At 61.8% G+C, this 24296-nt stretch carries 21 protein-coding genes; 11 read left to right on the top strand and 10 right to left on the bottom strand.

Going from position 1 to position 24296, the window contains the following annotated elements:
• From AC52Q4_RS14050 to AC52Q4_RS14010, 9 genes are all read left to right on the top strand, one after another.
• Positions 1-327, top strand: a 327-nt coding sequence (locus AC52Q4_RS14050; protein ID WP_495537420.1) for an STAS domain-containing protein, incomplete at its 5' end; no start/stop codon positions are given.
• Positions 328-722: 395 nt separating this feature from the next.
• Entirely contained in the window at positions 723-2759 is a 2037-nt protein-coding gene (locus AC52Q4_RS14045) for a chemotaxis protein CheA (protein ID WP_495537419.1), read from the top strand.
• A 43-nt stretch (positions 2760-2802) separates the two neighbouring features.
• A complete protein-coding gene (locus AC52Q4_RS14040; protein ID WP_495537418.1) occupies positions 2803-3345 on the top strand; it encodes a chemotaxis protein CheW in 543 nt (180 codons plus the stop codon).
• 437 nt (positions 3346-3782) lie between these two features.
• A complete protein-coding gene (locus AC52Q4_RS14035; RefSeq protein WP_495537417.1) occupies positions 3783-5597 on the top strand; it encodes a methyl-accepting chemotaxis protein in 1815 nt (604 codons plus the stop codon).
• Positions 5598-5708: 111 nt separating this feature from the next.
• On the top strand, positions 5709-6566 hold the full coding sequence (locus tag AC52Q4_RS14030; RefSeq protein WP_495537416.1) for a CheR family methyltransferase: 858 nt from the start codon (positions 5709-5711) through the stop codon (positions 6564-6566).
• Positions 6566-7231 (top strand): chemoreceptor glutamine deamidase CheD, encoded by a 666-nt coding sequence (locus AC52Q4_RS14025; protein ID WP_495537415.1) that lies wholly within the window; start codon positions 6566-6568, stop codon positions 7229-7231. The genes AC52Q4_RS14030 and AC52Q4_RS14025 overlap by 1 nt, the downstream gene beginning before the upstream one ends.
• Positions 7228-8355 carry a protein-glutamate methylesterase/protein-glutamine glutaminase gene (locus AC52Q4_RS14020; protein WP_495537414.1) on the top strand — a complete coding sequence of 376 codons (1128 nt, stop codon included), beginning with the start codon at positions 7228-7230 and terminating at the stop codon, positions 8353-8355. Before AC52Q4_RS14025 ends, AC52Q4_RS14020 begins: the two co-directional genes overlap by 4 nt.
• Before the next feature lie 102 nt (positions 8356-8457).
• Positions 8458-9618, top strand: coding sequence for an isocitrate/isopropylmalate dehydrogenase family protein (locus AC52Q4_RS14015; RefSeq protein ID WP_495537413.1), 1161 nt, complete (start codon positions 8458-8460; stop codon positions 9616-9618).
• A 134-nt stretch (positions 9619-9752) separates the two neighbouring features.
• Positions 9753-11018 carry an aspartate aminotransferase family protein gene (locus tag AC52Q4_RS14010; protein ID WP_495537412.1) on the top strand — a complete coding sequence of 422 codons (1266 nt, stop codon included), beginning with the start codon at positions 9753-9755 and terminating at the stop codon, positions 11016-11018.
• A 58-nt stretch (positions 11019-11076) separates the two neighbouring features.
• Here the strand turns inward: AC52Q4_RS14010 and AC52Q4_RS14005 are convergent, their stop codons facing one another.
• The 3 genes from AC52Q4_RS14005 to AC52Q4_RS13995 are packed head-to-tail and all read right to left on the bottom strand — an operon-like array spanning position 11077 to position 14977.
• Complete coding sequence (locus AC52Q4_RS14005; RefSeq protein WP_495537411.1) at positions 11077-12519, bottom strand: NAD-dependent succinate-semialdehyde dehydrogenase; 1443 nt, start codon at positions 12517-12519, stop codon at positions 11077-11079.
• Positions 12520-12555: 36 nt separating this feature from the next.
• The gene (locus AC52Q4_RS14000; RefSeq protein ID WP_495537410.1) at positions 12556-13977 is read right to left on the bottom strand and encodes an amidase; all 1422 of its coding nucleotides are present in this window, start codon (positions 13975-13977) and stop codon (positions 12556-12558) included.
• Between the two features lie 4 nt (positions 13978-13981).
• Entirely contained in the window at positions 13982-14977 is a 996-nt protein-coding gene (locus AC52Q4_RS13995; protein WP_495537409.1) for a D-2-hydroxyacid dehydrogenase, read from the bottom strand.
• Between the two features lie 172 nt (positions 14978-15149).
• Here AC52Q4_RS13995 and AC52Q4_RS13990 point away from each other — a divergent pair, with 172 nt between their 5' ends.
• On the top strand, positions 15150-16361 hold the full coding sequence (locus AC52Q4_RS13990) for a pyridoxal phosphate-dependent aminotransferase (protein ID WP_495537408.1): 1212 nt from the start codon (positions 15150-15152) through the stop codon (positions 16359-16361).
• A gap of 16 nt (positions 16362-16377) precedes the next feature.
• Here AC52Q4_RS13990 and AC52Q4_RS13985 read toward each other — a convergent pair whose 3' ends face one another.
• On the bottom strand, positions 16378-17940 hold the full coding sequence (locus tag AC52Q4_RS13985) for a GNAT family N-acetyltransferase (RefSeq protein ID WP_495537407.1): 1563 nt from the start codon (positions 17938-17940) through the stop codon (positions 16378-16380).
• 159 nt (positions 17941-18099) lie between these two features.
• Between AC52Q4_RS13985 and AC52Q4_RS13980 the strand changes: the two genes are divergently transcribed.
• Positions 18100-18498 (top strand): TraR/DksA family transcriptional regulator, encoded by a 399-nt coding sequence (locus AC52Q4_RS13980; protein ID WP_495537406.1) that lies wholly within the window; start codon positions 18100-18102, stop codon positions 18496-18498.
• Between the two features lie 125 nt (positions 18499-18623).
• On the opposite strand, the gene aroB is transcribed toward AC52Q4_RS13980, so the two are convergent.
• From aroB to AC52Q4_RS13950, 6 genes are all read right to left on the bottom strand, one after another.
• Complete coding sequence (gene aroB, locus AC52Q4_RS13975; protein WP_495537405.1) at positions 18624-19730, bottom strand: 3-dehydroquinate synthase; 1107 nt, start codon at positions 19728-19730, stop codon at positions 18624-18626.
• Positions 19723-20247, bottom strand: coding sequence for a shikimate kinase AroK (gene aroK, locus AC52Q4_RS13970; protein ID WP_495537404.1), 525 nt, complete (start codon positions 20245-20247; stop codon positions 19723-19725). The genes aroB and aroK overlap by 8 nt, the downstream gene beginning before the upstream one ends.
• Before the next feature lie 128 nt (positions 20248-20375).
• The gene (locus AC52Q4_RS13965) at positions 20376-22502 is read right to left on the bottom strand and encodes a type IV pilus secretin PilQ (RefSeq protein WP_495537403.1); all 2127 of its coding nucleotides are present in this window, start codon (positions 22500-22502) and stop codon (positions 20376-20378) included.
• Positions 22503-22549: 47 nt separating this feature from the next.
• Entirely contained in the window at positions 22550-23104 is a 555-nt protein-coding gene (locus AC52Q4_RS13960; protein WP_495537402.1) for a pilus assembly protein PilP, read from the bottom strand.
• Complete coding sequence (locus tag AC52Q4_RS13955; RefSeq protein WP_495537401.1) at positions 23104-23721, bottom strand: type IV pilus inner membrane component PilO; 618 nt, start codon at positions 23719-23721, stop codon at positions 23104-23106. The genes AC52Q4_RS13960 and AC52Q4_RS13955 overlap by 1 nt, the downstream gene beginning before the upstream one ends.
• Positions 23721-24296: a PilN domain-containing protein gene (locus AC52Q4_RS13950; RefSeq protein WP_495537400.1), complete on the bottom strand. Its 576-nt coding sequence runs from the start codon at positions 24294-24296 to the stop codon at positions 23721-23723. Before AC52Q4_RS13950 ends, AC52Q4_RS13955 begins: the two co-directional genes overlap by 1 nt.

Below are 24296 nucleotides of genomic sequence, written 5' to 3'. Positions count from 1 at the left end.
TGGGTACAAAAAATGCCAACAGGCAACGACGTCAAAAGCCGGGGAACAGCCACTTCGGTGGTTACGTTGATGCCGGAGCAGACCATCGGCGACGTGACTGGCTTACACACCAAGCTCCTCGACGGTTTGAACCGCTGTGCCAGAGTCCGCCTCGTGGCGGCGGATGTGGTTCACATCGACACGGCGACGCTGCAACTGCTCTGCGCGTTCGTCCTCGAGGGCCGACAACGCGGCGTCGCGGTGGAGTGGGAAACCCCCTCGGAAGCTTTCACGACGGCGGCTCGGCTGCTGGGACTCGATGAGGTGCTGGTGCTGGCGCTGGAGTAGGGGATATCACCCTCTGGCCGTGGACCGCAGGTGGAGGCGATGGCAAGCATTTTGGCGGTGAATGATCGGGTTTCGATGCGTACCGTGGTAACCGTGTCGATGCAAGCGGTCAGGCACGATGGCATCGCGGCGAGCGACGCAATTGCTGCGCTCGCACTGGCCGATCGGCTACGGATAGCTCGCAACGTGCCACACCGGTGCGCCAGTGCCCTGAACCATGTACCCCTTAGTGAGCGCCCTCACGGCCGCTCGATACCCGCTGTTTTGCTGATCGCCAGGCGGGCAGCAAAGCGCGAACCGGTGGTTTGCGAGGCGGGCACGACGACTTGGGTGGGCAAGCTCCTCGGAGCGGATCCGCTCATGGGGTTCATAAGCGGCATAGCCGGTTTGGCGTCATGAGTCTCGATCTCGCCCAATTCCACGCAACGTTTTTTGACGAGAGTTTCGAAGCGCTCGAGTCAATGGAACTCGCGTTGCTCAAGCTCAGCCCGGGCAAAGCGGAGGCGGAGCTTGTAAACACGATCTTCCGGGCTGCCCATTCGATCAAGGGAGCGGCGGCCATTTTCGGGTTCGCGCAGGTTACGTCTTTCACACACGCCGTGGAAACGTATCTCGATGCGCTGCGCGGTGGTCGGTTGGCAGTGAGCCAGCAAGGCATTGATCAGTTGCTGAAGGCAATCGATCTGCTGCGCGCTCTACTGCTCGGCATGCAGCAGGGCGGGAGCGTCGATCCGCAGCCGATCGAGGCGTTGCAATCCGAGCTCGAGCAGTTGCTGCGTGCGACGGGAGCGCAAGAGAGCCTTGGGTCCGAAAGGGGGACGGCGGGCGTCTCTGCCTCTGCGCTCGAGGCCGGCCACGTTTGCGGCGCGGCGCTCTCGGCGGGCGGCTGGCGCATCGATTTCAGACCGCACCTCGAGTTGCTCCAGCAAGGCAATGACGTCGTGCGTCTGTTCGCCGAGTTGGAGCGGCTCGGCACGCTGGCGTGCCGCGCGGACATTGGCCGGCTACCCTCGCTTACGGCTATGCGCCCGGAGCATTGCTATCTGAGCTGGGAGCTTGAAGTTCAGGGCAAAATCGACCAAACCGCCGTGGAAGAGATTTTTACCTGGGTGGCGGATGATTGTCGCGTGGCGATCGAGCCGATTGAAGCCGCCGACGCCTCGACATTGAGGCCGTCGGCGTTCCGACCGAGCGGCGAGCCGCCGCGCGACCGCATTGCGGAGTCGCCGACGGACGCTCCTGCGGCAGCATTCGCCGAGAGTGGTTCGATCCGGGTCAGTACCGACAAGCTCGACGACCTCATCAACCGGGTTGGGGAGCTGGTGATAATCCAGTCCATGCTCAACACGCTTGCCAGCGGCGCGGACGCAGCCGAGGCCGGTCGGCTGCAAGTTGGTCTGGAGCAGCTCGAGCGCAATACGCGGGAGTTGCAGGAGAGCGTCATGCGGATGCGTATGTTGCCGGTCAATGTCGTCTTTGCTCGCTTTCCCAGAATGGTTCGCGATCTCGGGCGCAAATTGGACAAGCGCGTGCAGCTCACGCTCTGCGGCGAGCAGACCGAGCTCGACAAGGGCGTGCTGGAGAAGATCAGCGATCCGCTGGTGCATCTGCTGCGAAATGCCATCGATCATGGCATCGAGACGCCCGAAAGGAGGCGTCAGCTCGGCAAGCCCGAAACCGGCCAGCTCGATCTCGAGGCCTGTCACAAGAGCGGCCGAATCCGTATTTGCTTGAGCGACGATGGGGCGGGGCTCGACCGCGAGAAAATCCTCGGCAAAGCGCGTTCCGCTGGTCTCGTCGGAGACGAGGAACTCAGCGATGAGGCCATCTGCGATCTCATATTTCATCCCGGTCTGTCCACTGCCGATAAAACAACGGACCTATCCGGGCGCGGCGTGGGTATGGATGTGGTGCGTAGGAACATCCGAGCGCTCGGTGGATCCGTCGAAGTCAGCAGTCAACCGGGGTTAGGTACGACGTTCAGCATCGTGCTGCCACTGACGATGGCGATCATGGACGGTCAATCCGTTGTGCTCGGCGACGAGCGCTACATTATTCCGCTCGCTTCGATCGTCGAGTCATTGCAGCCAAAACCCGAGTTGATCGCCAATGTGGGCGCTCGCAACGAGCTTCTCCTGTTTCGGGATAAATACGTGCCGGTTCTACGCCTGGACGAGCTTCTTGGTACCCGCATCCACAGGCGGGCGCTAACCGAGGGCTTGATTGTCATCGTGGAAAACGACGAGTGCCATCTGGGCATCGTTGTGGATGACCTGCTGGGACAGCAGCAGATCGTCATCAAATCGCTGGAGGAAAACTACCAAAAGGTCGAGGGGATCTCGGGCGCCACTATTCTCGGCGGCGGTTCGATCGCTTTGATCCTGGATATTCCAGAGCTGATTCGGATCGCCGAGAGGCGAGAAACCGCCTGAACCGCCACGCATTCGTTGCTGGATATTGAAAGGGGAAACAGACATGCCAACGCAGACCGAGCAGCAAACAGCGTCCACAGCGCAGGGCGGTGCGGCGCAAGAGAAGGGATCGCAATACCTCACGTTCATGCTTGCCGGCGAACATTATGCAGTAGAGATTCTCCGCGTGCGGGAAATACGTGGCTGGACGTCGGTGACGCGAATTCCGAAATCCCCGCCGTTCCTGTTGGGTGTTCTGAACCTCAGGGGTGCCATCGTGCCGATCATCGATCTGCGCCTGCGATTGAGCCTGGAGGCGGTGGAGTATACCTCCGTGACCGTCACCATCGTGCTGGCGGCGGATTCATCCCTGGGCAAGCGCAATTTCGGCATCGTCGTCGACGGCGTCTCGGATGTCCTGGAAGTGCCGCCTTCCGACATTCAGGGTCCGCCGGAAATGGGCAAAAGCGCGAACCCGGAATTCATCACCGGGCTTGCGACCATTGGCGAGAAGATGGTGATGCTGCTCGATATCGATCAACTAATGAACGAAAAGCAGCTTGCCGCGGCCGTGGAGAGTCCGGAAACGGCTCTCAACTCCGCCTGAGTTCCCGGTGAGCGCCCAACCTGCCGTTGGCTGATATCGCAAAGAAGCGGGATCTGCGGCGAAACGCGCTGGCAGTGGCCACGCAGTTTTGCCAAGGGATGCTTTTGGGCCGTGCTCGCAAGCCTTCAAGTTCGCGTGAGACGTTCCGATAACAATAAGGAGTGAGCCGGCGCAGGGCGATCGACGGGAACGGGAAAACGCTCCCCGACAGGCGAGCTGCGCTCGGGTGCCGGGGCGGGCGCCGCCTCGCTGGCGGCGGTTTCGCGGCCAGCGTCGATTAACCGTTCCAGGACGATGGCGGGGTTTCGGGTATCCCTGCGCATGCGGGGGACGAGCGAATCGATCTTCTGAAGGTAATTTGGATGTCTCGACGCCATGCCTCATGGTCCGTCGGACTGGACAGGCGGGACGGCAACGGCCGTCAAAAGGAGTTGACAATGGGTTTCTTCAACAAAAGTCTTTTTTGGAAGTTTGCCTTGCCGACCGGTGTGCTCTTCGTGATTTGCATTATCGCGATGGGGTTTTTTGTGCCGAATCTGCTCAAGCAGAGCGCCATTGATGGAGCCGTGGCAAACGCCAAGGAAACGGTCACCCAGTTCAAGACGTTACGTCAATACTATACCGAGAATGTGGTAAAAAAACTGGGCGATCGCGGCGACGTTGAATTCTCGGAAAACCACAAGCGTGACCAAACGTTGCCGCTGCCGGCCACCGTCATCCTCGACATGAGCGAGCTGTTGCGGAACGAGGGCACCACGCTGCAGCTCTATAGTCCTTATCCGTTTCCGAATCGCAAGGGTCGTGCCCTCGATGAGTTCAACCAGGAAGCGTGGGCCTATCTGAAGAACAATCCCGACGGCATCTACACCAAGACGGTGGAAGTGAACGGCAAGAAAATCGTGCGCGTGGGTATGCCCGACAAGATGAGCAGCCAGAGCTGTGTCGACTGTCACAATTCGCGCACGGACTCCGCCAAGCGTGACTGGCAGCTTGGCGAGTTGGGTGGCGTTCTGGAGGTCGATTCCAACATCGATGATGCGCTCGCCGCTGGCATGCGCACCAGCCAATGGGTGGTGCTCGCAGTCATCGTACTTGCGCTGGCTGTCATGGCTTTTGCCTATTACATCTTCAAAAAGCGCATCACCGCGCCGTTGTCAAATGCCAGTGCGGTTGCCAAGAGCATCAGTGAGGGCGATCTGTCCATCACCATCGATCAGGCATCTCAGGACGAGGTCGGCGAGCTGTTGGCATCCCTTCGGGTGATGCAGGCCAAGCTGACGGACATCCTCGGTGACATGCAGGGTGGCCCTGACGCCATTGCTCATGGTTCGCAAGAGATCTCCAGCGGCATCGACGATCTCTCCCAGCGCACGCAGGAGCAGGCGGCGGCGCTCGAGGAGACCGCCTCCAGCATGGAGGAGATGACGGCCACGGTGAAACAGAATTCGGACAATGCAAGCCGAGCAAATCAGCTCGCCATGAGCGCGAGGGAGCAGGCCGAGCGGGGCGGATCGGTGGTCTCGGAGGCGATTTCCGCCATGCAGGATATCAACCATTCGAGCCAGAAGATCTCCGAGATCATCGGTGTAATCGATGAGATCGCATTCCAGACCAACCTGCTGGCGCTCAATGCCGCGGTGGAGGCGGCTCGTGCCGGCGATCAGGGCCGGGGCTTCGCGGTGGTGGCAAGCGAGGTCCGCAGCCTCGCCCAACGTAGCGCCGGTGCTGCCAAGGAGATCAAGGAACTGATCCAGGACAGCGGCAGCAAGGTCGAGGCGGGTAGCGCGCTCGTGGATCGTTCCGGCGCAACGCTCAAGGAGATCATGGAGGGTATCAAGAAGGTATCCGATATCGTGGCGGAAATCTCGGCCGCCAGCCAGGAGCAGTCCGCCGGCATCGATCAGGTCAACAATGCCGTCATGCAAATGGATGAGGTGACCCAGCAGAACGCGGCGCTGGTCGAGCAGACGGCGGCGGCCAGCCACTCCATGTCGCAGCAGGCTATAGAACTGCGTGACCGTCTCGGATACTTCCGGTTCGCAAAGGAGGCGACCGCCATCCCCACTGGCGAGCAAACGCCAAGTCCGGTGCGCGAGCATTCCAAGGCTAAGGCGCCGCAGGCCCGTTTGAGCGCGCACTCTGGGCACAACGCGAGCCAGCAGCGCTCACAGCACAGTGCCGCCCGGCCTAACGGCAAAAGTTCCGCGGCGCGCTACAACGGCGACGACCACGGTATTTTGCAGGAGTTCTGACCACGGCGTTTGAATCGTTGGCGCCGGACGAGCCGTCGGCTCGGACGTAGGGTTCGACGGCGGATCGTCCGGCACCGTAGCGAGAATGACCGGGCCGGGAAGTGAGAGTGCATGATGCTAGCGGCGGGCGCACCCAGTTATTCGACGGAAGCGATCAGCGAGGCTGACTTTCGTTATATTCAGGCGCTCATCGCCGAGCATGCGGGTATTCAGATCACCGAGCAGAAGCGCTCGATGGTGCTCGGCCGCCTCTCCAAGCGTGTACGCCAGCTGGGGCTTTCGAGCATAGCGGCGTATTGCGAGCAGGTACGCGACTATCCGGAGCGTGAGCTCGCCGAGTTGATCAGTGCGCTCACCACGAACGTCACCGCCTTCTTCCGCGAAGCTCATCATTTCGTCTTCCTGGCCGAACGCGTCATTCCCGAGCTACTGGTGCGCAACGCTGCCACTCGCCGTATCCGTATCTGGTCAGCAGGTTGCTCGACGGGGGAGGAGCCGTACTCGATTGCGATAGCGGTGCTCGAAGCGCTTCCCGCGGGTCAGTCCTGGGATGTCAAAGTGCTTGCAACCGACCTCGATCAGCAGGTCATCGCGGTGGGCCGGGAAGGAGTATACCGCAGGGACCGGCTCGACCCGATTCCGTTGGAGCGACGCCGTCGCTGGTTTAACGGCGCCGGGGGGAAGTCGCCCGATCAGATCCAGGTGGTCGAGGAGTTGCGCGATCACGTGCGATTCGCGCGTCTCAATCTGATGGGCCCATGGCCCATGAAAGGGCCTTTCGATGTGATCTTCTGCCGCAACGTCATCATCTATTTCGACAAGGAACGCAGGGAGCGGCTCATCGGGCGCTTTGCCGAGTTGACCGCCCCCGAGGGCCATCTGGTTATCGGCCATTCCGAGTCGCTCTACGGTTTGACGGAGCGTTTTCGACCGATCGGCAAGACAATATACAGGAAGGGCGAGGCGTAATGCTGAAACCACTGCCGCAGCGGGCGCTTGGCGCCATCGCCGATCGGATGACCGGGTTGCCCGGTTTCGATCATATAGGACGCTATCGCGACAAGGGCAGGACCATCGCGAAGATTCTGCCCGGCGAGTACTACGTGACCACTGGGCAGGAGGTTCTGGCCACTGTGCTCGGTTCCTGCGTGGCGGCATGTATACGCGATGTGAAACTCGGAATCGGTGGCATGAACCACTTCCTGCTGCCCGCCTCGGGCGCCGAGGGCGCTCGGTGGGGCGGCTCGCTTGGCCGGGCGACGCGGTACGGCGCCGCCGCTATGGAGCAGTTAATCAACGATATCCTGAAATACGGCGGCAGCTGGGAGCGCTTGGAAGTGAAAATCTTCGGCGGCAGCAAGGTGCTCGCGCGGATGCGCGATATCGGCGAGAGCAATATCCGATTCGTCCGTGAGTATCTCGCGCGCGAGGGCCTGTCACTGGTGGCGGCGGATGTGGGCGGGTCATCGCCACGCCACCTGCAGTACTTCCCGCACACCGGCAAGGCTTTGGTTCGGCGGCTCGCGGCCTTGCAGGATACGGATGTCGCGCAGCGTGAGCATGCCTACCTGCGTGCATTGCAGAGGCAGCCGGTGACCGGTGAGATCGATTTGCTCGGAGGTGGCGCCCCATGAAACCGATTCGTGTGCTAATCGTCGATGATTCGGCTTTGGTCAGGCAGATACTCACCCAGATCTTCGATGCGCAACCGGATATGGAGGTCGTCGGTACCGCCTCGGATCCGTATGTGGCGAGGCAGCGGATCAAGCAACTCGACCCGGATGTGCTGACGCTGGACGTGGAAATGCCGAAGATGGATGGTGTCACGTTCCTTGAGAATCTGATGCGGCTGCGCCCCATGCCCGTGGTAATGGTTTCCTCGCTGACCGAGCTGGGCGCCGAGGTGACGTTGCGCGCCCTCGAGCTGGGGGCGGTCGATTTCGTCGCCAAGCCGCGCACGGACATTTCCGGCAGTCTTCGCGACTACAGTGAGGAGATCGTAGGAAAAGTGCGCACCGCCGCTCGGGCCCGGGTCGGACGGCTCAACGTCAGCCGGCGCCAGCCGGCGGTGGTCCCGAAGTACACGGCCGACGCGGTGATCGGGGCACGTGCGTCGCCGCGACGATTCCGCACGACCGACCGGATGATCGCTATCGGCGCATCGACAGGCGGAACCGAGGCAATCAAGACCATATTGGCGACCATGCCGCCAGATGCGCCGGCGATCGTCATCACGCAGCACATACCGGCAGCATTCAGTGCACCTTTCGCGGCACGGATGAACTCGATATCGGCCATGTCCGTCTGCCAGGCGGCGGACGGTCAGCAAATCCTTCCCGGGCATGCCTACATCGCCCCGGGTGGGTTGCACCTTCTGGTCGAACAGGACGGCGCCCGCAATGTGTGCCGGTTGAGCGAGGGCTCGCCGGTCAACCGTCACCGCCCGAGCGTGGATGTCCTCTTTCGTTCGGTTGCACAGAACGTCGGTTTCAACGGCGTCGGCGTACTTCTTACAGGTATGGGCGAGGACGGCGCGCGTGGTCTGAAGGAGATGCAACAAGCCGGGGCCCCGACCTTGGCTCAGGACGAGCGCAGCAGTGTGGTATGGGGCATGCCGGGGGCGGCCGTGCGCTTGGGGGCCGCCGATTTCGTCCTGGCGCTGGACGAGATCGCCTGCCGGGTGTTGCAGCTCTGTGCGCAATCCCCCCAGTCAGGCTCGATGCACACCCTGGCAGGTGCCGCCCGCGAACCAGGATAACGAGTCATCGAAACTCGACGGGAGCGGCCGCTCAGCACTCAGCTACTGTGCCACCTTCGTTCTAGTCTGCTATGGTGGAAAAAAGCAGTTTGATAAGGGACTATGGGCAGGCGATCGGGTTGGAAGGTGGCCGTGCTGCCGGGCGACGGCATCGGCCCCGAGGTGATGGCGGTAACCCTCGAAGCGCTCGAGGCATTGAGCACGGGAGGCGAGCTGCAGCTGGAGCTGACCGAGCTTCTGTGGCCGTCGCACTCCTGGCATCGAACTCACGGTGAGATGTGGCCTGCCGACTGGCACCAGAGGCTGGGAGCGTTTGATGCGATTCTGCTGGGCGCGCTGGGTGATCCCGGGCCTGCCGATGACGCACACCGCTACCTCCTGCCGGACGCCGTCGCGTTATCGCCGTTGCTGGAGATCCGCAAGGGATTCGATCAATGGGCTTGCGAACGACCGGCGTTGCACTTTCAGGGAGCGCCTCAGTACTTGGCCGATGCCAGGGCCGAGACGACCGACGTGCTCGTGGTTCGTGAGAACAGTGAGGGCGAGTACGTGGGGCAAGGCGGCCGGCTGGCGCCGGGCACGCCGCGGGAGGTTGCCACTCAGATTGAGGTTTTCACCCATGGCGGCGCGAAGCGCATTTTCCACCATGCTTTCCAACGTGCCCGCCTTAGAGCGGCGGAGCGTTCGGCGGGCAGTCGTCGGGACCGCGAGTTTACGCTGCCCGGTGGAGGGCTCGCCAGAAGCGAGGTGTGCCTGATTACCAAGCGTAATGCGCTTCGTTATTGGGGCGAGATGTACTCGGAGGTTTTCGCGAGCGTGGCGCGCGAGTACCCGGACGTGGCTACTCATCACGAGCTGGTCGACGCCGCGTGTATGAAATTCGTGACGGCGCCTTGGCGTTTCGACGTCGTGGTGGCGAGCAATTTGCACGGTGATATTCTGACCGACCTGGCCGCCGTGCTCTCCGGTGGCATGGGTGTCGCTCCCTCGTGCAACCTCAATCCGGGCGATCGCAGTCAGCCGCCCATGTTCGAGCCGACGCACGGTAGCGCGCCGGACATCGCGGGCCGAAACCAAGCGGGTCCCCAAGCGATGTTGCTCACGGCGGCCATGATGCTCGAATGGATGGGTGAGGAGGATGCAGCGGTGGCTGACCAGGCTCGCAGACTACGTGAGGCGGTGGCGATGGATTTGCGTGAGTACGGCCTGCGTCCCAGATCGACCACTGAGGTGGGAGAGGCGGTGATCAGGCGGCTTGGGTGAGCGCCGGGCGCGTAGCTACGCAGCGATGGTGGCTGGCGAGTCGTCGAATGAGCCACGGCTCGCTCGTCGATGCAGCCAAAGCGCGATGTGCGCTGCTGCGCAACGAGACCACGGGTTGGCCGAGGGAGGCATAAATGAGCGAGCACATTGGCCGTCTGTCGCCGCTGCTAAAGCAATCCAGCGATATTCTGGCCGTTCGAGGCGAAGGGGCCTACCTCTTCGATCAACACGGCGATCGCTATCTGGATTTCACCTCGGGAATCGGTGTCACCAGCACGGGCCATTGCCATCCTCGCGTGGTCGAGGCAGCACAGCAGCAGGTCGCGGAGCTGATTCACGGACAATACGCCATCGTGCGCCATCCCCGTATCCTGGAGCTCTCAGAGCGGCTCGGAGAGCTCATGCCGGGCCGCATTGACAGCTTCTTGTATGCCAGTGCCGGCACCGAGGCGATCGAGGCGGCGTTGCGGCTCTGCCGCCAAGCGACGGGCAAGCCGAATATGATTGCCTTTCGCGGGGGGTTCCACGGCCGAACGATGGGGTCATTGTCGATGACCACCTCCAGCGCGCCCATCCGCGCCGGCCTGCAACCCATGATGGGCGGCGTTGTAGTGGCCCCGTTTCCCGACACTTATTGGTACGGTTGGGACGAAGAGACGACCAGCCGGTTTTGCCTTCGCGAGCTCGACCACATACTCCAGACGTACAGCGTTCCCCGCGAGACGGCTGGTATGTTGGTCGAGCCAGTGCAGGGCGAGAGCGGCTACGTTCCGGCGAACCGGACCTTCATGCAGGGTCTGCGGGAGCGCTGCGATCACCATGGAATGCTTCTCGTCGTAGACGAGGTGCAGGCGGGTAATGGCCGCACGGGTCGCTATTGGGGCCATGATCACTTCGAGACCGTTCCCGATCTGCTGGTAACCGCAAAAGGGCTCGCCAGCGGTTTTCCGTTGTCGCTCGTGGCCGCACCGGGCGAGCTCATGAACCGCGGTTGGCCCGGATCCCAAGGCGGAACTTACGGCGGCAACGCGGTGGCTTGTGCGGCGGCGCTGGCGACGTTGGAGGTTATTCGCGAGGAAGGCTTGGTCGAGAACGCTCGCCAGCGCGGTGCACAACTACGCCACAATCTTACTGGCCTTGCGCCGGACTATCCGGAAATAGGCGATATACGAGGGTTGGGATTGATGCAAGGCGTTTACATCGTCGACAGCCGCGGTAAGCCTGATGGAGAACGTGCCGGGCGGCTGCTCAAGGCGGCGGAGCAGCGCGGGCTGCTGCTCATTCGCTGTGGCGCCTACGGCGGCCAGGTGGTTCGTTGGCTGCCGCCGCTGATCGTGACCGCTGACCAGATCGATTGGGGGGTCAAGCAGTTCGAAGAGGCGCTGAAGGAGACGCGTTGAGCGCGCCTCGAGCTGCGCAGCCCGCTCCGGATAAATGCGGGGTGGAAGCGTGTGACAGCTATTCGGGGCTCGGCAGCGTCTGCGCCTCGGCAAACTCGTGCAAGCCTTCGATACCGCCTTCCCGCCCGTAGCCCGAACACTTCATGCCCCCGAAAGGTGCTTCCGGCGTCGGTCCGGTTCCAGTATTAAGGCCGACATGCCCGAACTGCAGCTGCTCGGCCACACGCCGGGCGCGTGCGAGGTCACCCGAGAAGACATACGCGGCCAAGCCGGCATCGGTGTCATTGGCCGCGCGAACAACCTCGTTCTCATCGTGGAACGTGGTGATGGGAACGAGCGGGCCGAAGGTCTCCTCACGGTTGCAAAGTGCGCTCTTCGGCACGTCGATGAGAACGGTCGGGGGATAGTAGCTGCCGCTCAGGCCGGTGGTATCCCCGCCCGCGAGCCGGCGTGCGCCCTTGCTCACCGCGTCCTCCACATGCCGCCGAACCTTGGCGACCGCATTGTCATCGATCAGCGGTCCAAGGTTGGTGCCCTCATCGAGCCCATTGCCGACGCGCATTTGATTTACCCGCTGTACCACCTTGTCAGCGAACGAATCCGCCACATCGCGATGGACAAAAACGCGGTTGGCGCAAACGCAGGTTTGTCCGCCGCCCCGGAATTTATTGGCGATCAGATTATCGGCGGCCTGTTCCAAGTCTGCATCCTCGAAGACGATGTACGGTGCGTTGCCGCCCAATTCCAGCGTGAGCCGCTTGATGCCGTCCGCGCTCTTGCGAATGAGCTCCTGACCGATTTCCGTTGAGCCCGTGAAACTGATCACGCGTACGGCCGGGTGCTCGAACAGGGCGTCGGTAATTTCCCGCGCCGGGCCGGTGATCAGATTGACTTTGCCTGGCGGGAGATCAAGCTCACGGTGCAGCAAAGAAAACAACGCGATCATCGTGAGCGGGGTTTTTGCCGACGGTTTGATGATACAGGCACAATCCGCTGCCAAGGCGGCACTGAGCTTTTTGGCAATCATGCCGATCGGGAAATTCCACGGCGTGATCAAACCCACCACGCCCGCCGGCCGGTACGCGACGCTCCAGCGGCAATTGCGCGGCCGCTCTTCCAGCGTGCGAGGTCCGAGCTGATCGATATGATCGGCGCTGAAGCGAAAGAAGCCCGCGGCGTAATCCACTTCAGCTTGTGCCTCCTTCCACGGTTTGCCGTGTTCCATGGTAAGGATTCGACCAATCTCCTCGCGCTGCGAGTGCAACGCCTCGGTAATCTGGCGCAGCCATTGGGCGCGTCGCTCCAACGTAGCCGGCTCGCCGAGCGCTACCGCGCCGGCATCGACGGCCCGCAGGGTTTCGGCACGGCCCATTTTGGGAATGTCGGCAAGATGAGTTCCGTCGGCTGGATTCGACACCGGCAATGTCTCACCGGAGTCAGCCGCGACCCACTTGCCGTCGATGTAACCCATGAGATGACTGAGCAATGGTGATTCGAGCATGGCGTGACCTGTATTTGCCGAGGTGAGTCGGGCCGCTCACCCTCGTGGTTGACCGAACAGCGCAGGGCGGCGTTCGGTAAAGGGCTGAATGCCTTGATAGGTATGCGCTGCCCGCAACACCCACTCGTCGCGATGACGCGGCCCCACTATTTGTAATCCTATGGGCAATCCTGCGCGGGTAAAACCGCAGGGCACCGAAATCGCGGGTTGACCGGTCATGTTGAAGGGATACGTAAACGGCGTCCACGAGGGCCAGCGCTCATCCTGCCAGCCGGGGGGTACTTCCAATCCGCTCTCGAATGCGGTGATTGGCACAGTGGGGGTGACCAGCAGCTGATAGCGTTCATGAAACCGGCTCATGCAATCGATCAGCGCAGCCCGTTCATTGATTGCCGCGAGATAGCTCAGCATCGAGAGCTGTTCCGCCCACTCGGCAACACGCACGAGGTTGGGATCCATCTCGCGACGCTGACTTTCCGAAACCGTACGCAGCGCGTTCGCCGCGCCGCTGTAGAACAGCCGATCGAAGGCCTCGCGCGGATTCGCAAAGCCGGGATCCACCTCTTCGACGTGGGCGCCGAGGTCCTCGAACCATTTCACTGCGCGAGCCACGGCCTCGGCCACCTCAGGGTCCACGTCGACGTAACCCAAGGCGGGGCTGAAGGCCACATGCCAGCCTTTGATGCCTCCCTTTAGCGCGGCGACAAAGTCGACCTTGTTCGGCGGCAAAGTCGTATCCCGCCCATCCGGCTCACAGATGACATTCATCATGTGAGCCGCGTCCTGCACGGTCCAGGTCATCGGCCCCGGGTGGGCGAGTTGACCAAACGGGCTGGCCGGCCAGAACGGCACTCGCCCTTGCGTCGGTTTCAAACCAACGCCACCGCAGAAGCTCGCCGGGATCCGGATCGAGCCGCCCGCGTCGGTACCAAGCGCTAGCGCCCCCATGCCAAGGGGCACCGCCGCGGCGCTGCCGCCACTGGAGCCACCGGCCCCTTTGGTCGGATCCCACGGGTTGCGGGTGTCTCCGCAGAGCGGGCTGTCGGTGACCCCCTTCCAACCGAACTCCGGCGTAGTGGTCTTGCCGAGCGGGACAAAGCCGTGGCGACGCAAGCTCGCGACGGCTGGGGAGTCAACCGGCGAGGGGCTCTCATCAATGATTTTCGAGCCCTTGCGAGTGGGCCAGCCGCGGAACATGAAAACGTCCTTGATTGCGACCGGCAGACCATCGACCAAGCCCACGGTGAGTTTACGGCGCCGGCGCTCCTGGGCCTGGCGCGCTTCGGCGCGTGTGGTCTGCTCGTCCAGGAAGCAATAGGCGTTGACGGTGTCGTTGTGCAGCTGGATTCGCTCCAGCGCCGCTTCGGTAACCTCCATGGGCGAGAGCTCGCCGCGCTCGAAACACTCAAGCATCTCCATGGCCGTCAGGCCGGCGATATCGTCAGTTTTCGGGCTCATGTTTCTACTCTCTGGTTGCGGGCACGTAGCCGCGACGCTTGTCGACCAGGTTGTGCAGCGGCTCGCCCCGATGCCAGCGCTGGAATTGCTCGATGAACTGCTCGATGAGCGCTTCGCGCCATCCGCGGAAGTCTCCCGCCATATGGGCGGAGAGCAGGGTGTTCGGGGCCTCCCACAGCGGGTGGCTGGCTGGCAGCGGCTCTTCCTCGAAGACATCCAGGGCCGCGCCGGCGATCCAACCCTCCTGCAACGCTTGCACCAGAGCTTCGGTAACGACGAGCGGGCCGCGGCCGACATTGATCAGTCGCGCCGAGGATTTCATGCATCTGAGCGCGGCGGCATCGAACAGGCCCCTTGTCGCTGGGGTCAGCGGAGCGGCGATGATCACGAAATCCGCCTCCGGCAGGCGGGCATGCAGATCATCAGCGGCGTGAACCGCCTCGAAGTCCGGGTCCGTGCTGCGTGCCGAACGGGCGATCCCTTCGACACTCATTCCCACGGCGCGAAGCAAGCGGGCCACCTCACGGCCGATTCCCCCGGCACCTACCACCACGGCGCGTTTGCCTTGCACGCGTTCGGTGTCGCGGTGGCGCCATTCATGGCGTTGCTTGAGTTCCCAGTTGCGTTGAAAGTCTTTGGCGAACGTAAGAATCTGGCCAAGCACATACTCAGCGATCGGCCGATCGAAGATGCCCCGTGCATTGGTCAGCACAACATCGCTCTCGCGCACTTCCGGAATGAGTACCGCATCCACCCCGGCGCTGGTTGCGTGGATCCATTGAAGGCGATCCGCGGCCGGCCAGGCTTGACTCAGGGCACTCGTACGAAAGTCCGTCACGCACAGGACGTCGGTGCCCGGCAATGCCTCGCGCAGCGATTGGGCATCGTGGGCTTGGCGTAGCGTAGCCGAGTCGGCGAGACGGTCAATGCTTGCCGGCAGGTCATCTCCCGGGGCGCTCAAGACCGTAATCGCGGGCTTCGCGGGAGTGGGTTGGGCCATGTCCATATGCCTCCTCGAATTCGGCGAGGCGCGCCGCTTCAATTCGACGTTACCTAGCCCGTCGTGTCGCGGTCAACTGCCGGCGGCGGCATTTTCGCGACAGGTTGACCGATGTTCCCGGCGGCCCTAGTCTCGACTGTGGATCCCAGCATTTGAGCGGAGGTGGCTCGCGATGGCCGAGGGTGCGCGTCTGATCGATACCGACGAATTTCATTCCACGCCGGGCACGCTGTTCAGCCCGTCCCTGCAGGCGATACCGATGCCGGGTATTCGCCGCATGATCAACACCGCGGCGAAAATGGAAGATGTACTGCATTTGTCCATTGGGCAACCGGATTTCCCCACTCCGCGCCATATCATTGATGCGCACATCGAAGCTCTAGAGGCGGGTCAGACGGGGTATACACTTGATGCCGGGTTGCCGGAGCTGCTCAGTGCACTCCGGGATTATTACAGCGCCCGCTACGAGCGTGAGCTCACGGAAGATAATTTCATCGTCACCACCGGGGCCACCGAGGCGATGTATTTGGCGTTGAGCGCCACGGCCGCGCCAGGGCGGCAGTTCATCCTAACCGATCCGACTTTCGTGCTCTATGCGCCGCTCATCCGCATGAATGGCGGCGAGGTGAAGGTCATTCCCACCCGCGCCGAGCATGGCCACCAGATCGATCCCCAGGAGGTGATCGATGCCATCAGCATGCGGACCTTCGCCATCGTGCTCAACTCACCGAGCAATCCCACCGGGACGGTCTATCCGCGCGAGACGATGGAGGCGATCGTTCAGGAGGCCGCCTACCGCGGGATCTATGTTTTCAGTGATGAGGTCTATGATCACCTGCTGCTCGACGACATGGAGTATCCGAGTGTTATCCGCTGCACATCGGATCTCGATCACATTATGTCGATCAGCAGTTTTTCCAAGACCTTCAGTATGGCGGGCTTGAGAATCGGCTGGATTATCTCCAGCCAGGGAGCCATCAAGAAGCTGCGCCGCTATCATATGTTCACCACCACGGTCGCGAATACCCCGGCGCAATGGGCCGGCGTGGCGGCCTTGCGCGGCGATCGCACCTGTGTCGATGAGATGGTGGCTGAATATCGCCGGCGACGAGACCGGGTGGTGCATCTGGTCAGCGAGACCCCGCATTTGACCGGCTATTGGCCGCAGGGGGCCTTCTATATTTTTCCAGCGCTGCCGCCGCGAACCGACGGTTCTTTGTTGGCGTTGCGGCTACTCGAGGAGACTGGTGTGTGCGTGATTCCCGGGGATGCGTTCGGTGATTCGTGCGCCAATGCGATCCGCATCAGCTATTCCAACTCCATGGAGCGTATCGAAGAGGCGTTCGAGCGCATCATTCCCTGGATGGCAAACCAGCGATTCTAAAGACCCAGGCGCGCGGTCATTCGTTTTGCTGGTCTAGCCACTCGATACGATAGAGGTCGAGCCGTCGGTCCTTGATATTGCGCACCGAGCCCTCTGCTCGAAGCGTTTTGAGCTTATCCATATCGAGATCGACGATCAATGTCATCTCGGTATTGGGCGTGCTCTCCGCCACGATGCCATCATGCGGGAAAGCGAATTCCGCGGGTGAGAACACGGCGGCTTGCGAATACTGGATCTCGATGTTCTCCACTTGGGGCAGGTTGCCGACGCTGCCGGTGATGGCTACATAGCACTCGTTTTCGATAGCGCGTGCCTGCGCGCACCGGCGAACACGCAGGTAGGCGTTGTTGGTGTCGGTCCAGAAGGGCACGAACAAAATCTGCATGCCCTGGTCCGCCAAGAGGCGCCCGAGCTCGGGGAATTCGACGTCGTAACAGATCAGGATGCCGATTTTAGCGACGTCGGTGTCGATGACGGCCAAGGACTCGCCTCCTTGAACCCCCCAATAAAAGCGCTCATCCGGCGTGGCGTGCAGCTTGTATTGATTGGCCGTGGTGCCGTCGCGCCGGCAGAGATAGGCGACATTGAAGAGTTTGCTGTTTTCGTAGACGGGCATGCTGCCGCAGATGATATTCGTGTTGTAGCTCACTGCCAGCCCGAGCATCGCTTCGCGCATCTCTTCGGTGTAGCGGGCGAGCCCGCGCATCGCCTCAGCCGGCTCGTCCTGATTGAACTGAGCCAGCAGCGGCGCATTGAACAGCTCGGGAAAGAGAATCAGATCGCAGTTGTATCCGGCCAGCGCGTCCACGAAAAACTCGACCTGTGTCATCAAATCGTCGAAATCGCGCACGCGGCGCATCTGCCATTGCACCGTGCCGACACGCACGGTCTGTTTTCGCCCGCCGATCAGCGGCGTGCGCTCAGCCTCGTAGAAGATGTTGTCCCATTGCACGAGCGTTGCGTACGCCCGCGATTCCACATCTTCCGGCAGGTAACCGGTGATGATGCGCCGGACATGGAAATCGTTGGCAAGCTGAAACGACAGGATGGGATCGTACAGCTCGCGCAGCTTGACCCGCTCGATATACTGCTCCGGCGTCAGCTCCCCGGCATGCCTCTGATAACCCGGGATTCGTCCTCCCGCGACGATGGCGCGCAAATTGAGCTTGCGACAGAGCTCTTTGCGCGCGTCGTAGAGGCGCCGGCCGAGTCGCATGTCGCGATAATCCGGGTGGACGAAGACATCCACGCCGTAGAGCACGTCGCCATTCGGATCATGGTTAGTGAGAAAGCCGTGGTCGGTGATCTCCTGATAGGTGTGTTTGTCGCCGAAGCGATCGTATTCGACGATCATGGAGATGGCTGCGGCTATGACTCGACCGTTGTCCTCGATGCAAATCTGGCCTTCGGCAAAACGATTGATTTGGGCGGCAAACTGTTTTCGGCTCCAAGCGCCGCCGAGGTCGGAGTAAACGTGGTCCATAATCTCTTTGATGTCGGGATAATCGGAGAGCCGCAAATTGCGCAAGCGCAAATGATGCTCCTCGATATCCCCGCGGCGCGTGTGTTCCGATTGCATCGGTCTAGTCGTTCGGTCTAGTCGTTCGGTCTAGTCGTGTGTATGGCGGCCCGGGTTGCGCCCGCGCCTCAAGACCAGCATATCATGCTGTAGGTGATGAACGATCGGCTGTCGGCCAGAGTTCGAGGAGCGACAGTCGCCAGGATGGGAGGAGTCGCAATGAACGAGCCGTTGACTCGTGAGCAGCGCCAGGAATTACAGCGCAGGCTGGAAGAGGAGTATCACGCTCTGCGTGCGAACGTGCGGGACGAGCTGCTGAGCGCTGATCAGAATACCTACGCGGTGCTGGCGGACAAGGTGCACGATCCGGGGGACGCCTCGGTTGCCGATCTCCTGGTTGATCTGGAGATTGCGGAAATCGACCGGCACGTACGTGACATCCAGCACATCGAGGCGGCCTTGCGCAGACTGGAGGACGGTCGGTACGGTTACTGTCTCGAATGCGGTGACCCCATTGCCGTCTCGCGCTTACAAGCAAGTCCGGCCGTGGCGCGGTGCTACGACTGTCAAGCCGAATTCGAGCGCCAGGGAAGTGCAGGCAAGCCCCCGACGCTGTAAAGCGCTACCGAATTCGCATCGTGGCCCGGTTGTCTGCGACAGATGCTCGGCGTTCGATCAGATCGCTCGCAGCGTCCCGGCCGGCCGCCAAGCGGGGTAGACGTTCGGCTCGTGCCCGAAGGTTATCAGGGCTGGCTTTCCACGGACAGAAAGTGCTCCAGCGTGGCTTCCAACGCCTGGTCATCGAACGCATCGGTGACGACGGCACTGCCGATTCCTTCGAGCAACACCAGGCGCAGTCGCCCGCTGTTTGCCTTCTTATCGATCGCCATGAGCTTGCGCAGCGTTTCGGGTGCCACGCGCGGCGGTGAAACGGGCAGGCCGGCCGCCTGAATCAGGGACGCCGTGCGTTCGCTGGCCTTGCTGGTCATCCAGCCCATGCTCGCTGAAAGGTGGGCGGCCATGCACATTCCCACGGCAACCGCCTCGCCATGCAACCACTCGCGGTAGCCGGTGGCCGTCTCGATGGCGTGGCCGAAGGTATGTCCCAGGTTTAGCAGAGCGCGCTGGCCGGCTTCGCGCTCATCGGCTGCAACGACGTAGGCCTTGTTGCGGCAAGACTGCTCGATGATATACATCAGCGCCGCCGGCTCGCGTGCCATTACCTGCGTCAAGTGGCGCTCCAACCACTGGAAAAAAGCATAGTCCTGTATCAGGCCGTACTTGATAACCTCGGCGATCCCGGCGCGGAATTCCCGCTCCGGTAACGTGCTCAGGGCATTCGTGTCCGCAAGGACGCAGCGCGGCTGGTGGAAGGCACCAATCATGTTTTTGCCGCGTGGGTGGTTCACGCCGGTCTTGCCGCCCACCGCCGAGTCCACCAAAGCGAGCAGCGTCGTGGGGATCTGGATAAAGTGCACGCCCCGCTGGTAAGTAGCGGCCACAAACCCAGTGATGTCGCCGACGACACCGCCGCCGAGGCCCACGAGCGTGGCTGAGCGGTTGCAGCCGTGATCGATCAGCGCGTCGTAGATGCGCGTGGTCGTCTCCAGGGTCTTGTGCTGCTCCCCGTCAGGCAGAATGACCCAGCTGAGATCGAATCCGCCAAGAGCCGCGCAGACGCGTTCGAGGTAGAGCGGAGCGACCGTCTCGTTGGTGACCACGAGCACCTGTTGGCCGGGGATATGCCGGTGCAGGAACTCGGCCTGCTCCATCAAACCTTGATCGATGTAGATGGGATAGGAGCGGTCCTGCAAGTCGACATGAACGGTGTGAGCAGGATGATTAGGCACGCACGCGCTCTCCGAGTCGTTGAATGATGTCGTCGACGATGGCGGCAATGGTGCCATGATCCGTGTCCACGGTGATATCCGCGAGCATTTGGTAGAGCGGGGTACGCTCGAGCATCAGCTCCTGGAGGCGTGCCCGCGGGTCGTCGGTGCGTAGCAGCGGTCGGTCGCTGTGTCTGGTTCGGAGGAGCTGCGTGTCAACGCTCGTGCGCAGGTAGACGCTGATGCCGCGCTCACGCAAGCAGTTACGGTTGCTCGCGCGGAGCACGCTACCGCCGCCGGTGGCGAGCACAACATGGCGGTGCCGGGTGAGTTCCTGCAGTATGGCTTCCTCCCGGGCGCGGAAGCCCGCCTCACCCTCGACGTCAAAAATCCTCGCGATATCGACGCCGGTACGCTCTTCCAGCACCTGATCGGAGTCCCAGAACCGCCATCCGAGCTGTTCGGCCAAAGGTCGGCCGACTGCGCTCTTACCCGCGCCCATGGGGCCGATCAGGAAAATTCGCTCCTCGCTCGGCATCCGGCCTCCGCCTCTACAAAATTCTCATTATATCTGCCGCACGGGGGTTGCGCGCCAGCTTTGCTCACGCATGACCGTGCTCCCGGCGCCCGCGAGGCGCGCCAGGACACGCGATTGCCCGTCCAGGGTTATTGATAAAGCGCCATGTTCTCCTTGAGGATTTTAGGCGTAACGAAAATGAGCAGCTCGCTGTTGTTGTTGACGCGTACCGTGTTGCGGAACAGCCAGCCGACCATCGGCAGCTCGCCGAAGAAGGGCACGCGGTTGATCGTTCGATTTTTGGTCCGCTCGTACACACCGCCGAGCACGACGGTTTCGCCATTACTTACCAGGACTTGGGTGCCGACGGCCTGGGTATTGATCGCCGGTCCAGCGTTCGTTTCTTCGCCGCGGCTGTCCTTGGTGACCTGTAGGTCGAGCAGGATACGATCATCCGGGGTGATCTGCGGTGTGACCGTGAGGCCGAGAACCGCTTCCTTGAACTGAACGCTGGTCGCACCACTGGAGGTGGCTCGCTGGAAAGGTATTTGCACACCCTGCTTGATGTAAGCCTCCTTTTGATTCGTCGTGATGACGCGCGGGCTGGAAATGACATCACCGCGATTCTCGCTCTCCATGGCCGAGAGCTCGAGTTGCAGGAGGTAGCTGCCGATCTTGCCCACCGCGAGGCCCACCGCGCCGGCCGCATTGGTCACCGGCAGATCGACCAGTAGCCCCTCGTTGCCGCTGCCGGCAGGCACCTCGAAACCAGTATTCTGGCCAAAATTGACATCTCCGGGAAGCTTGCCGCCGATGACCGCGCCTTCGCCGTCCCCCGCGAGATTGCCTTGATCGCGGCTGTAGCCGAAGCGCACGCCCAGCTCGTTGCTGAAATCGTCGTTGGCGATGACCACCCGGGATTCGATCAGCACCTGCCGCACTGGAATGTCGAGCTTGTTGACCAGACGTCGGATGTCGTCAAGGTTCTGCTCGGTATCGCGAACGATCAGTGTGTTGGTGCGCTCATCGACGTTGACCGTGCCACGCTCCGAGAGCAGCGAGCGTCCCTTCTGACCGCCTCCGAGGATGAGCTGGGCAAAGTCCTGGGCCTTGGCGTAATTGACCTGGAGGAACTCCGAGTGCACTGGCGCGAGCTGCTGTATTTGTTGCTTGGATTGCAGCTCCAGTTTCTCCCGGGCGGCGATCTCCGCCGCCGGCGCCACGAGCATGACGTTACCGGTCTGGCGTTTGCCGAGACCTTTGGTTTTCAGAATGATGTCCAGGGCCTGATCCCAGGGAACGTTCTGCAAGCGCAGGGTGATATTGCCGGTGACGCTGTCGCTTACCACCAGGTTGGTTCCGGTGAAGTCAGCGAGCAATTGGAGCACCGAGCGCACGGCGATGTCCTGGAAATTCAGCGATAAGCGCTCTCCGGTGTACTCGAACGCCTTTTTCTCCCGCTGCTTTTTCTCTGCGGTGGAGATCGGTTTGATCTCGATCGTGAACGTATCGTCGGCTTGATAGGCGATCTGGTCATACGTCCCGCTCGGCGTAATCGTGATGCGCGCCGATTCGCCGCGTTGCGTCGTGGCAATCGTCTGCACAGGCGTTGCGAAATCGGTGACATCAAGACGTCGTTGCAGCCGTGCCGGAACCTTGGTGCGCATGAAGTCGGCCACGACCTTGCCACCTTCTTGACGCACGTCCACGGCCGTGGAGGGGTCGGAAAGATTGACGACGATTTTTCCCGCCCCACCGGGGCCGCCCTGGAAATCTATTTTGGTAATCTTGCGATCGTCCGCGTCCATCGCGCCATTCGCGCGAGCGGTAGCCGCGCGCTGCGCCGCGCCGACCATGGAGGTGGGCTGCTGCAGCATGATACGGAATTCGTTGCCGTCCACCTGCGTCATGTAGGGGACCATTTGGGAGAGCTCTACGACCACACGCGTTCGGTTACCGGCCTCGGCGGTGGTGACCGAGTTGATGGCGCCGATGCCGATGTCCACGCTGCGTTGGGGGAGCGCGCTACGGGCGCCCATGAAATCCAGGGCAATGCGTGCCGGATTGCTGGTTTTGAAACTCTTCGGTGGTGTCACCGGCTGGTCCAGGGTAAGCGTGATCTCCACCCGGTTACCCGACAGGGTCGAATAATCCAGATGCCGAAGGACATTGTCCGCCGCCTGCGTGCCCGGCGCTCCGGTGATGATCAAAAGCAGCACGGGCGCCAATCGCCGGGCGACCGATGAAGCGAGCGCTGTTGTTGATATTGTCCTCATGGTGCCCCTCAGTCCTTGAAGCTTGTTCATTTGTACGGTCCGGACCATCAGTCGTTCATTGCCAGTGATCCCTCGTGCCGCAGCCAGCCCCCCTGCTGATTGGGGATGAGTTCGGTGAGCTCGATCGATCTAGGCGATATGTCGACGACGCGCCCGTAATGCTGGCCCATGTGGTCACCGTTCTGAACGCGATGGATGGTGCCGCCGGGATCGCGGATTAACGCCCAAAGCTGACCTTCCCGCCGCAGGGTCCCGACGTATGAGAGCGAATCGAGCGGGAACTGCTCGAGTATCTCGCGCGGTCGGGTGGGATCCGGTTTCGGACCGGAGGCCACCTGTTCCGCTGCCTGCTCCGGTTCGCCGAAGGACAGGGGAGCGAAGGGATCGCGAAGTGCCGTGTCCGGATAGTTGAAGGTGGCGAAAGGCTTCATTTCGGGGAGGGCGGCGATAGGACCGCCGGGTCGCTGCTTTACGCGGCGCAGATAGTCGCGCAGGTCATCCATGTCTTGTGAACAGCCCGTCAACAGCGTCATGAGTGCGAAAGGGAGGACCGCACGGACGATGAAGGGCCGATGGCGGCGGCCGCCTGGGGATGAGCTCATCAGTTAGCGCCTCCTTCCTCCAGATACCAATACGTTTTCGCGCGTAGCGCCATACGCAGCGGCGTGCCGTCGGTCTTGCTTCCCGACGCTTGCCCGGATCCCTTGCGGTTGATACTGATGTTGTGCAGCGTGACAATCCGAGGCAGATTCGCCACGGCACTGACGAAGCGGGCGAATTCTTGATAGGTGCCGCGAACCCGGATCGAGACCGGAAGTTCAGCGTAGAATTCCTTGCGAATGGGCTCGAGCGGTTTGAACAGCTCGAACTCCAGGCCGCTTGCCAAGCCCGTCTGGGAGATGTCCACCAGCAGCTTCGCGACCTCGGCGCGGCTGGGCAATTGTCGGAGCATGGCCCCGAAAGACGCCTCCATGTCTTTGAGCTGCTTTTTATAGGCACCCAGGTTCGCCGCCAGGCGCTGCTTGTGTTCGAATTGTTTTTTGAGCTCCGTTTCGCGCGAGCGCGTCTGCTGGAGCTCCTGCCATTGATGTTGCCAGTCGAAATACCAGCCGGCGGCGAGTACCAGCGAAAATACGATGACCATCGCCGCGAGCTTGACGGGTAGGGGCCAGCGCCCCGGTTGGTTGAGATCGATCTCACGCAGCTCGGCGAGGTCCATCAGCTGCCCTCCTCAGCGTTCTCGGTCGCGGCCGGGTGGGTTTGCGTCACGGCCAAGGTAAAGTTGCTCGTCCGAAACCCGCTGCGCTCTTTCACCTCGATGACGCTCAGATCCGGGTCGGTCAGCCATTGCGAGCCGTCCAAGTTTTCCATGTAGTTGGAGACCCGGGCATTCGATTCGGCGACCCCAGTGACCGTGACGCGGCTGCCGCGCTCCTGCAGGCTGGTCAGGTAGAGACCCTCGGGGAGCGTCGTTACGAACTGGTGAAAGAGGTGCACGATCTGCGGCCGACCTTGCTGGAGTTTCTGGATCACGCCCATGCGGGCAATGAGCTTTTTCTTGGTCGCTTCGAGCTCACGGATCTTGACGATCTTCTTTTCCAGGTGGGCGATCTCTTGCTTGACCAATTCGTTGCGGGCGCGCTGATAGTCGATTCGGCCATCGAGCTCGATATGAGTGAGCAGCCAAACTCCGGCGCCGAGCAGCACAGAGCCCGCCAGCGCAGCGTAGAAGTTACGTTCGCGCTTCTTGCGCAGCTCCTCGCGCCAGGGCAATAGATTGATGTTTATCGCCAT

The organism is Nitrococcus sp., assembly GCF_059432795.1.
This window is presented reverse-complemented; position numbering and strand designations above follow the sequence as displayed.